At 69.0% G+C, this 9,722-nt stretch carries 10 protein-coding genes and 4 pseudogenes; 8 read left to right on the top strand and 6 right to left on the bottom strand.

Annotation, left to right across the window (positions count from 1 at the left end; all coding sequences use genetic code 11):
* Positions 1-808, bottom strand: an 808-nt coding sequence (locus CCN42_RS02165; protein ID WP_086732805.1) for a helix-turn-helix transcriptional regulator, incomplete at its 3' end; no start/stop codon positions are given.
* Positions 809-1,043: 235 nt separating this feature from the next.
* On the opposite strand from CCN42_RS02165, the pseudogene CCN42_RS45850 reads away from it, so the two are divergent.
* The 6 genes and pseudogenes from CCN42_RS45850 to CCN42_RS02145 all read left to right on the top strand — a co-directional run.
* Positions 1,044-1,487: pseudogene (locus CCN42_RS45850) on the top strand (SDR family NAD(P)-dependent oxidoreductase); the annotation flags it as partial.
* 58 nt (positions 1,488-1,545) lie between these two features.
* On the top strand, positions 1,546-1,806 hold the full coding sequence (locus CCN42_RS45845) for a Rossmann-fold NAD(P)-binding domain-containing protein (RefSeq protein ID WP_339384300.1): 261 nt from the start codon (positions 1,546-1,548) through the stop codon (positions 1,804-1,806).
* Positions 1,807-1,914: 108 nt separating this feature from the next.
* Positions 1,915-2,760 carry an SDR family oxidoreductase gene (locus CCN42_RS02155; RefSeq protein WP_086732804.1) on the top strand — a complete coding sequence of 282 codons (846 nt, stop codon included), beginning with the start codon at positions 1,915-1,917 and terminating at the stop codon, positions 2,758-2,760.
* Between the two features lie 251 nt (positions 2,761-3,011).
* Positions 3,012-3,251: a RapZ C-terminal domain-containing protein gene (locus CCN42_RS02150; RefSeq protein WP_245877111.1), complete on the top strand. Its 240-nt coding sequence runs from the start codon at positions 3,012-3,014 to the stop codon at positions 3,249-3,251.
* A gap of 24 nt (positions 3,252-3,275) precedes the next feature.
* A complete protein-coding gene (locus tag CCN42_RS44105) occupies positions 3,276-3,479 on the top strand; it encodes a RapZ C-terminal domain-containing protein (RefSeq protein ID WP_245877110.1) in 204 nt (67 codons plus the stop codon).
* Positions 3,480-3,665: 186 nt separating this feature from the next.
* The gene (locus CCN42_RS02145; protein ID WP_245877109.1) at positions 3,666-3,980 is read left to right on the top strand and encodes a VOC family protein; all 315 of its coding nucleotides are present in this window, start codon (positions 3,666-3,668) and stop codon (positions 3,978-3,980) included.
* Positions 3,981-4,048: 68 nt separating this feature from the next.
* Here the strand turns inward: CCN42_RS02145 and CCN42_RS02140 are convergent.
* The 3 genes and pseudogenes from CCN42_RS02140 to CCN42_RS02130 all read right to left on the bottom strand — a co-directional run.
* Positions 4,049-4,970 (bottom strand): annotated as a pseudogene (locus tag CCN42_RS02140) (SulP family inorganic anion transporter); the annotation flags it as partial.
* Positions 4,970-5,071 (bottom strand): annotated as a pseudogene (locus tag CCN42_RS46025) (ATP-dependent DNA ligase); the annotation flags it as partial. The pseudogenes CCN42_RS02140 and CCN42_RS46025, both read right to left, overlap by 1 nt.
* Positions 5,072-5,176: 105 nt before the next feature.
* The gene (locus tag CCN42_RS02130) at positions 5,177-5,401 is read right to left on the bottom strand and encodes a hypothetical protein (protein WP_245877108.1); all 225 of its coding nucleotides are present in this window, start codon (positions 5,399-5,401) and stop codon (positions 5,177-5,179) included.
* 648 nt (positions 5,402-6,049) lie between these two features.
* Here CCN42_RS02130 and CCN42_RS02125 point away from each other — a divergent pair.
* Positions 6,050-6,869, top strand: a pseudogene (locus CCN42_RS02125) (IS5 family transposase).
* Between the two features lie 384 nt (positions 6,870-7,253).
* Here the strand turns inward: CCN42_RS02125 and CCN42_RS02120 are convergent.
* Positions 7,254-8,084 carry a glycoside hydrolase domain-containing protein gene (locus tag CCN42_RS02120; RefSeq protein WP_086732801.1) on the bottom strand — a complete coding sequence of 277 codons (831 nt, stop codon included), beginning with the start codon at positions 8,082-8,084 and terminating at the stop codon, positions 7,254-7,256.
* A 241-nt stretch (positions 8,085-8,325) separates the two neighbouring features.
* Here CCN42_RS02120 and CCN42_RS02115 point away from each other — a divergent pair, with 241 nt between their 5' ends.
* Positions 8,326-8,649, top strand: a complete 324-nt coding sequence (locus CCN42_RS02115; protein WP_245877107.1) for an ATP-binding protein — start codon at positions 8,326-8,328, stop codon at positions 8,647-8,649.
* A gap of 365 nt (positions 8,650-9,014) precedes the next feature.
* On the opposite strand, the gene CCN42_RS41990 is transcribed toward CCN42_RS02115, so the two are convergent.
* Positions 9,015-9,326 (bottom strand): DUF6417 family protein, encoded by a 312-nt coding sequence (locus CCN42_RS41990; RefSeq protein ID WP_143661825.1) that lies wholly within the window; start codon positions 9,324-9,326, stop codon positions 9,015-9,017.
* Positions 9,327-9,722: the final 396 nt, after the last annotated feature.

Genomic DNA, 9,722 nt, shown 5'->3' with positions numbered 1-9,722 from the left:
CTTCGGCGGAGGGGGAGGCGGGTTCGGGGGTGTAGATGGTGAGGGTCTGTTCGGGGTCGCCTTCGACGGTTAGGACCAGGTAGTCGAGGATGAGGTCGCCGACGAGCGGGTGGTGGAGGCGTTTGGTGCCGGTGGTGTGGGCTTGGACGTCGTGGTCGGCCCACATGCGGCGGAAGGTGTCGCTGTGGAGGGACAGCTCCCCGATCAGCTCGGTGAGCTGCGGGTCATCGGGGTGACGTCCGGCGTACAGGCGCAGCATGGCCAGGCAGTCGCCGGCGACCTTCTCCCAGTCGGCGTACAACGCGCGGGCGGCCTCGTCGAGGAAGACGAAGCGGGCGAAGTTGCGTTCGCGGCGGGGCCGGGCTTCGAAGTCGGTGTAGAGGGCGTGAGCGAGCCGGTTGGCGGCCAGGACGTCCGTGCGTCGCCCCTGGACTACCGCGGGGACGCTGAGGGAGTCCAGGGTGCGGTAGAGGACCGGGTGGACCCGTTGGGGTGCGAGGGGGCGCCGGCGGCGGGCCCGGGTGGTGGCGGTGGGCTGGGCGAGGTCGAAGAGGTGGGCGCGTTCGGCCTCGTCCAGGTGCAGGGCGCGGGCGACGGCCTCCAGGACGGTTTCGGAGACGCCCTGGGTGCGGCCCCGCTCCAGACGGATGTAGTAGTCGACGCTGACTCCGGCGAGCTGGGCGACTTCCTCGCGGCGCAGTCCGGGCACCCGGCGGGCGCCGCCGTGCGGGGTGAGCCCGGCCTGGCCGGGGGTGATCCGGGCCCGGCGGGTGCGCAGGAACTCACGGATCTCGCTGCTGCGGTCCATAGGTTCACGGTACGGCGGTGCCTGGCAGGTCAGCTTGCTGTAGGGGGTACTGCCAGACCCCCGGAAGAGCGGTGCCCTTTACGGCGGCCCACAGGACGTTCGCGGGTGGTTGCCTGGAGAGCGGGCCCGGTGCACGGCACTGATCATCCGAGTCTTACGCGCCGTATGGCACGTAGAAGATCGCCGCTGCCGCTGTCCGCCCTCACGCCGTACGTCTGAAGAAGAGGACACTCCCATGGCTTCGAATCTGACCGGCACCGTCGCACTCGTCACGGGCGCGAGCAGCGGTATCGGCGCTGCCACCGCCCGCCGGCTCGCCGACGACGGCGCCTCCGTGGCACTCGTGGCCCGCCGCAAGGACCGACTGGCAGCTCTTGCCGCCGAGATCGAGCAGGCGGGCGGCACCGCGCTGGTGGTGGCCGCGGATATCACCGACCGCTTCCAGGCCGAGGATGCCGTAGAGCAGGTCATCGAGCGATTCGGACGGCTGGACATCCTGGTCAATAATGCCGGCCTGATGCTCCTGGGCCCTGTCATTGGTGCGGATGCCGAGGAGTGGGACCGCATGATTGCCGTCAACGTCCAGGGCCTGCTCTACACCACTCGCGCCGCCCTGCCGCACCTGCTGAAGGCCGCCGAACAGGATCCACGCCAGGTCGCCGACATCGTCAACATCGGCTCCTACGCCGGCCGCGTGGCGAGCAAGGGCTTCGGCGTCTACAACGCCACCAAGTTCAGTGCACGCCTTCACCGAGTCCCTGCGCCAGGAAGTCACCCAGCGCCACGTACGCGTCGGCGTCCTCGAGCCGGGCGCCGTGGAGAGCGAACTGGGCACACACAACAAGCCCGAAGTCCGCAGCGAACTGATCGACCCCTACTTCGAGGCGACCGATGTCCTCGCCGCCGAGGACATCGCCGACGGCGTCGCCTACATGGCCACCCGTCCCCGCCACGCCGCCATCGGCGAGCTGTGGATCATGCCCACCGAACAGGCCTGAGCCCCTCCACCGCCGCCCGGCCGTCACAGCCGGCCGCCCTGGCCGACACTCCCACCCGATCCCCCAACCCACCGGTTGCCGCATGCGGCACCCGAAAAGGAATCCCACATGAGCAAGGTCATCCTCGTCACCGGTGCCGGACGCGGTCTGGGTACCGACATCGCCCGTCAGGCCCTCGCGGCCGGCCACCAGGTCGTCGCCACCGGACGGCGCCCCGAGGAGGTCGAGAAGACCCTGGGCGGCCCGCAGGACAACCTGCTGACCGCCAAGCTGGACGTCACCAGCCTGGACGACGCTCACGCGGCCGCTCAGGCGGCCGTCGACCGGTTCGGCCGCATCGACGTTCTGATCAACAACGCCGGGAACTTCTACGCCGGCTTCTTCGAGGAGATCTCGCCGGAGCACATGCACCGGCAGATCGAGACCAACCTCTACGGGCCCATGAACGTCACCCGCGCCGTCCTGCCCGTCATGCGCGCTCAGCGCGACGGCCACATCATCACGCTCTCCTCGATCGCCGGCCTGGTCGGCGCCGAGTTCAACGCCGCCTACGCGGCCTCCAAGTTCGGTGTCGAGGGCTGGATGGAAGCCCTGCACCACGACATCAAGCCGTACAACATCCGCACCACCATCGTGGAGCCCGGCTTCTTTCGCACCGAGCTGCTCGTGGACGCCTCCACCACCTGGCCCGAGCCCACCATCGACGACTACGCCGAGCGCACCACCGCCACGGTCGAAGCCTGGAAGAGCATCAACGGACAGCAGCCCGGCGACCCCGCCAAGCTCGCCCACGCCCTGCTGACCCTCGCCGACCAGGACCAGCCGCCGCAGCGCTTTCTCGCCGGCGCCGACGCCATCGAAGGCGCCACGGCCAAGGCCCAGGAACTCCTCGCCCAGGCCGAAGCCTCCCGCGAACTGGGCGGCAACCTCGGCCACGACGACACCAACGCCTGACACCACCCACTGCATCGGGCAGGACAACCGACCCGCCCGGTGCGCCAAGAAGACCGCGGTCACAGTCAGGGCGCGTTCCCGGGCGCGGTCGCCAGTGGGCTGGTACGGGCCGCCCCCCTCGCCGGGTGGCGGCCCGTAGTGCTGCGCTCGTGTCCCGCCGCCGTCAGGGGGCCGGACGGCCGTCCCTTCGCTACGCCATTCGATCAGTAGGCCCTCGCTCAGGTCGACCTCACTCCGAGCAGGAGGCTCCCTTGCGCACGATCCGTCTGATCTCGTTCGGCTACCTGCACCTGCCCACCGGCCCGGACGGCTCCCCCCTCCCTCCCGCTGCCGACCGGATCGAAGACGTCCGCGACCGGCTCCGCGACCCGGCCGCCGCCCGCGACATCCTCGACCTCGACGGCCTCAACCCCCGCGTCCAGGACATCGTCCTCAACACCCTCGGCGCCCGCGAGCTGCTCGCCGACCTCGCCGACTACGCGAACGCGTAGAGAAGGCGTGTATCGGACCGTGCTGTGGACAATGCGGCGACCCTGCCCGCCGGCCCCCGCTGCATCGCCATCGGTTGTGCAGGCGGCAGGCACAGGGCATCCGGACTCACCGAACTCCTGGCCCGTGAACTGCGCGCCCGCGGCCGCCAGGTCGACGTCGAACACCTCCACGTCCATCTCCCGCGCATCCTCAAGGCGGCCGACACCAGCACCGGAACGAGCGCATGACCACCACCAGCCTGTACGACCTCGTGACCAGCGAGGGCGACGACGGCACCATGCACCCCGCCGAACAGCTCTGGGCGCCCGGCGAGGACGCGGTGGAGAACGGCTTCATCGTCCATCGCGGCATACACGTCACCGGCATCGACGACCCCACCGACGATCACCCCTATCCGGTCGGCTTCGTCTTCCTTGGCAAGTCAGCAGCACGGCGAGATTGGGCACGCCGAGCTGCGCTGGCCCGGCGGTGGTGCGCTGGTGTTCGGTTCGACCCGGCACACGGACAGCGTGCACGGGCGGATGCGGGCGGGCACCAGCGCGGTCTACGTGGTGAGCGACGACGTCGACGCGGTGCACCGCCGGGTGGTTGACGCCGGCGGCGAGGTCCTCGAACCGCCGCATGAGACCCGGTTCGGGTCGGGCGCCGCGGCGTACGTGTGCACGGTGCGGGATCCCGAGGGCAACCTGTGGACCTTCGGGACCTACCGCGGCCCTTCGCCGGCGTAGGACGCCAGGAAGCGCCAGAGGACCCCGGCCCAAGAACGGGCCGGGGTCCTCTTTTGCGGTGCTGGGGGTCAGTGGCTGCCGGCGAGTTCGCCGGTGAGCTTGCCGTGGAGGTCGGCGCTGGGGTCGTTCAGGCCGGTGATCTCGACGGTCTTGCCGCGCTGGGCGTACTTGGCTTCGATCGCGTCCAGGGCGGCCACGGACGAGGCGTTCCAGATGTGGGCCGCGGACAGGTCGATGACGACCTTCTTCGGGTCGCCCGCGACGTCGAACTGGCCGACGAGGTCGTTGGAGGAGGCGAAGAACAGCTCGCCGGTGACCCGGTAGACGACCGTGCTGCCGTCGGGGTCGGTGACGGCGGTGACCTCGGCGAGGTGGGCGACGCGCTTGGCAAAGATGATCATGGCGGTGATGGAGCCGATGACCACGCCGATGGCGAGGTTGTGGGTCGCCACGACGGCGACGACGGTGATGACCATGACGGAGATCTCTCCGGCGGGCACCGCTTGAGGGTCTTCGGGGCGATGGAGTGCCAGTCGAAGGTCGCGAACGACATCATGACCATGACCGCCACGAGGGCGGCCATGGGGATGTCGGAGACGATCGGGCCGAAGACGATGCACAGCACCATCAGGAAGGCGCCGGCCAGGAAGGTGGAGAGGCGGGTGCGGGCGCCGGAGACCTTCACGTTGATCATGGTCTGGCCGATCATGGCGCAGCCGCCCATGCCGCCGAAGAAGCCGGTGACGATGTTGGCGATGCCCTGGCCGATGGACTCGCGGGTCTTGGAGGAGTGGGTGTCGGTGATGTCGTCGACCAGCTTGGCGGTCATCAGGGACTCCATCAGACCGACCAGCGCCATGGCGAAGGCTACGGGGCGATGGTGGTCAGGGTGTCCAGGGTGAAGGGTGCGTCCGGCAGGCCGGGGACGGGCAGTGATCGGGGAACGAGCCGGTCATCTCCGTGCCGTACCGTGAGCGCAGCAGCACCCGCCCGCCCTTGTACACGGCGAGCTGTGTGCGGTAGCCGTCCCATTTCGGCTCCGCCGCGTACCCGGCGGGCAGGGCGTGGCTGTCCACGGCCACGGCGAGCATCGGCTGGGCAAGGACCACGTCATGCCCGGATCCCTTCCATGCTGCCGACCGGGCTGCATCGGGCGGGAAACGGCGGCCGGCCACGGGAGCCGACCGGGATTTCTGTCACCACATCGTGGGACGTGGCCGCATTTCGGTGAGCAGGAGCCCGCATGCCCGGAAACGGTTCAGCAGGTTCATCAGGTGCGCGTGATCCAGGACGTTGCCGAAGAGTACGGTTTGCGAGCCGATCATCACCGTGTCCAGCTCACAGAACGTCTGCGCGATGCCTGCGGGGATGGGCCCGGTGACGCGGAACTCGTACATGCGCGCTGTGATGCGATCAGGCATGGCAGCAGTGAATTCCGCCGGCACCCGAGAGGACATCACCCGGAACGGGTGAGCGGCAAGGCTGCCGCGTGTAGCGAGAAGCAGGCAGTCGAGCGGGAATTGTCACGCCCTCCAGACGACCGACGATCACCTATCGACCACTACCGCAGCACCTTCGCGTATCTGTGCTCTTGGTCAAGTCGTCATTGAGGGCACACAGTGAAAGCAGCACTACAGCCGAATCCCTCAACGGACAGATCCTGCAGCGCCCGCCCGCCGCACTGGGCTGGGACGGCCGGCGTCCGGCATCGTCACCACAGCCAGGCGTTAGAGTGCCGCAGCCGGGACAGGGCGCGGGCATCCCGTCGCCGACCCCTTGACCGGGGCTGGCCTGGCGCGCGTCGGTACCCCTTGACCAGGTAGGCCACCCGGCACGTTTCTCCTTGACACAGCACGTTCCCGCAGCCGATCAGGCCGTGGTCAAGGGGGTGTGTAATAGAGGGCTGGCCGCGCCGCCGGATGTTCCTGGTGCGGTGCGGTGCGGTGGTTTGCACTACGCGGTGGTCGGGTCCACCGAGCGCGCCAGTCGGTGCGAGGTACGGGCTTACTGGCTCTAACAAAAGCGGTTTGATCATGTGACTGTCGGCTTGATCGTTCGTTGATGTGGTCATGGGGAAGCGTCAGTCGCGGCCGTGGATCGTGTCGGACGAACTGTGGTCGCTGATCGAGCGCCGTTGCTGCCCGAGCCGCCGCCGAAGCAGGTGGAGGGACGGCCTCGGGTGCCCGACCGGCAGGCCTTGTGCGGCATCTTGTTCGTCCTGCACACCGGCATCCAGTGGGAGTACCTGCCCCAGGAGCTGGGCTTCGGTTCGGGCATGACCTGCTGGCGCCGCCTGGCGGCCTGGAACGAGGCCGGCGTGTGGGACCAGCTGCACGCGCTTCTGCTGAACAAGCTGCGGTCGAAGAATCAGCTGGACTGGTCGCGGGCGGTGATCGACTCCTCCCACGTCCGGGCCGCACGCAGGGGCCCAAAAACGGACCCAGGCCGGTCGACCGCGCACGACCGGGCAGCAAACACCACATCATCACCGACGGCCAAGGGAACCCGCTCGCGGTGTCGCTGACCGGCGGCAATCGCAACGACGTCACGCAACTGCTGCCCCTGCTCGACAAGATCCCAGCGGTCGCGGGAGTCGTCGGCCGGCAGCGACGCCGTCCAGACATGCTCTTCGCCGACCGCGGCTACGACCACGACAAGTACCGCCGGCTCCTTCGTGAGCGAGGCATACGCCCGGTGATCGCCGAACGCGGCCAGCCCCACGGCACCGGCCTGGGCATCTTCCGCTGGGTAGTCGAGCGGACGATCTCCTGGCTGCACGGCTTCCGCCGCCTTCGCATCCGGTGGAAACGACGCGACGACATCCACGAAGCCTTCCTCGGACTCGCCGTCTGCCTGATCACCCACCGACACGTCCAGAGGCTTTGTTAGGGCCAGTTACCGCCACGGCGGGCGAGGAGATCTGACCCGCCTCCGGACGCACCACGGGCCCTGGGGAGTGAAGGCATCCCCGAGGCCCGGTGTATGGAGTCGCGCTGTTCAACGACGGCGCGACGTCGGCGTCACGCCTCGGGCTGTGAAGGCTGCACCTGGCACAGGCAGTACACGCACCTGGACTCGGAGTCGATGCGGCCCATGCACCGCCGGCACCCCCCGCGTTCACGCACAGGCCCCCGGGAGTCCGCACAGCCGGGGCAGGTCATCACCGGCTGCCGGAAGCCCGACGGGCGGGCGGATCGTGGCCGTCCGCGTCACGCTCCACCCCGAAAGGGGGACTTACTGCGTAGCCGAGAGGCGAGGTAGACGGCCGACCGGTCAGCCGATGATGGCGACCGGGGCGTCCCAGGCGTTGCGGTCGACGTTGATGGTGTGACCGCCGCGGGTCTCCTTGCTGTTGGCCTTGTACTGGTGGCCGCGGCTGTGGTCGGTGTACAGCTTCGGGTTCCAGGGCCAGTCCTTGGTGGTGGTCTCCTGACCGTTCCACAGGGCGTACCAGAGGTTGCCCGGCAGGTTAGTGCGGTCCTTGGCGGTCGCGATCGCCTTGGCGCTGGAGCTGCTGAAGCCATAGAGGCCGGCCCGGTAGGTCTTGGCGCGCAGGGTCTTGGTGAATGACCGCACGTAGGTGAGGGTGGCGTCATTGCACGCCTTGTCGGTGATGTCGTACGACTCCATGTTGAGGTAGATGGGGCTGCCGGCCTTCATACCGAGCGCCGAGGCCTTGACGATCGCGTCGTTGGCGTTGCTCACCCCGACCGATGCCGCGGAGGCCGCGGTGAACCTCTCTTTGTTCCGGCTCTTCTGGCAGGGCGGCTGGGCGCCGACGTACAGGGGGATGACCCGCCAGCCGAGCGTGTCGACGGACTTCACCCAGGACTTGGTCAGGTTGGGCTGGGCGCAACCGCGGTTTTTGCCACCGACGTAGACCGCGACGCCACCGTAGTAGGCGTCCCTCTTCCATGCCTTCATCGCGGTGAGCGACGGCGCCGTGCAGGCGTCGAACGCTCGGCCCGTGTAGGTCTTCTGCGCCGGCCACGTCGAGGCGGCCATCGAGGTCTGTGCCGCGACCCCGGCACCGGCCACGACGACGACACCTGTCGCCGCCAAGGCGATGTAACGGTTCTTCCTGGACAACCCGTGCTTCGGCATTCCCCACCCCATTCGACATACGAAATCGAGCTCGCTCCGGTGCTCCGGAGCGGGACCGCAACCACTTCCGGCCCAGTTTCGCAGGTTGCACCAGCGGTCGTTCCACCAACCAGCGTCCGGTGCTGTCGCGATCCCTGGGTCGCTGCCGCGTGGCGGGGCGTGGCCGTCGAGTACGGACCATGGGGCGGATCGGATCCACGGCCTCGCACGACCATGACCCCAGGGCTCCACGGCTCTCGCCGTGACAGCGAGGCCCGGGACTCCTGGGGTGGTCGTCAGCGAGCTGGTCACCAGCGCCGTGAAGTACGCGCCCGGTCCCGTCGTGCTCGATCTGCGGATCAGCGACGGCGCGGTGCGGGTGTCGGTGTGGGGCAGCGATCCGGTGCTGCCGGGCGTCGCCGCCCACGACCCCCAGCGTGTGGGCCGCCACGGGCTGGAGATCACCCTCGCCGTCAGCCAGGCCTACGAGGTACGCCGCGAGCCGGTCGGCAAACGCGTCACCGCGGTGATCGCGCTGGCCGACGACCCCGGCAGGAACATCGCCAGCAGCAGCACCACCACCTGACCCTGCCACACAGCACCCGAGCAAACGCTCCGCCCCGCGCCCCCATGGGACCAGCGGCCGTCTACCGCCGCCGCGTCTCCTGATACGCGGCGATGCTCGGCGCCCGGCCGTGCAGCACCGTCGGCTTGCCATGTGCAAGAGTTGAAGGTTTGGTTCTCGAATCGCGGGGCAGGCGCACTTTCGTGTCTCTCGTGCAAGCCGATCTGCAGGCGCAGGTTCGGCATGCCTTGAGTCAGGCGGGATTCCACATTGTCGACGAGGGTGCCGAGGACGGCGGGCCCGGGCTCGTGGTGACGGCGGTGCCTGCCGGGGTGTGCGTCACATGGAGGGCGTCGGACCGGTTCACATCGCTGGTAAGGGAGCAGTCAAGGGCGTCGGGCGACAACATGCAGGCGATCGTGCACGCTGCGGTCTCGGGCCTGCTGGTCCAGCTGGGACACACCGTCACGGAGCCAGCAGCCGGCGGTGACTTGCTGGTTCTGTCCAAGGCTCAGGGCCGGTAGCTGACCCCGTACCTCCAGCCACAGCGCGTACGCCACCAACTCCACGTGTTCCCGGGTCAGATGCAGCTGCCAGCGCCCGCTGCCGTGGTCGCGCCGGACGGCCCGAACGGACTCGGCCAGGCTCGGCGCCGGCGGGGTGTCCAGCTCGTTGGCGAAGCCGATGAAGGTGCGCACCGCGGGCATCGAGGACGGGGAAACTCGACCAGCTGCTGCCCGGGCGGTTGAGGCGGGCCGCCCGGCATAGGACCGCTCGTCCGGCCAAGCAGCCACTCAGGTGGCGGTGCCCGGCAGCATCCTCCGCATCTAAGTTTCGTTTCCCCTCGCGTCGCTCCTCCAGTGCAATCCAGCCGCCGATCTGGGCGACACCGCCGTCGCCGCCTGCTGCACCACCACCCGCGGGCAAAGCAGAGCAACTGAAGTTGCGACGGTTCATCACGGTTTGACTGCGGCCTGGCGAGTCGCTCGAAGGCCAGCACTGCGGGTGTGACACTGGTGGTACCTGGTGCGCTGCATCCGGTGGGCCGCCCCCGTGGCCCCATAACGCCCTGCTTCCCCCGTGCGGGGCGTTGC

It is taken from the genome of Streptomyces glaucescens (assembly GCF_002154375.1).
Lineage (GTDB): Bacteria > Actinomycetota > Actinomycetes > Streptomycetales > Streptomycetaceae > Streptomyces > Streptomyces glaucescens.
Note: the sequence above shows the minus strand (reverse complement) of the source record. Positions and strands in the feature narration are given on the sequence as shown.

What these genes read in the sequence shown, in the direction of transcription:
- CCN42_RS02120 (WP_086732801.1), bottom strand. Translation starts at nt 8,084, where the DNA reads ATGCCGAAGCACGGGTTGTCCAGGAAGAACCGTTACATCGCCTTGGCG.
- CCN42_RS02155 (WP_086732804.1), top strand. Translation starts at nt 1,915, where the DNA reads ATGAGCAAGGTCATCCTCGTCACCGGTGCCGGACGCGGTCTGGGTACC.
- CCN42_RS02130 (WP_245877108.1), bottom strand. Translation starts at nt 5,401, where the DNA reads ATGCCTGATCGCATCACAGCGCGCATGTACGAGTTCCGCGTCACCGGG.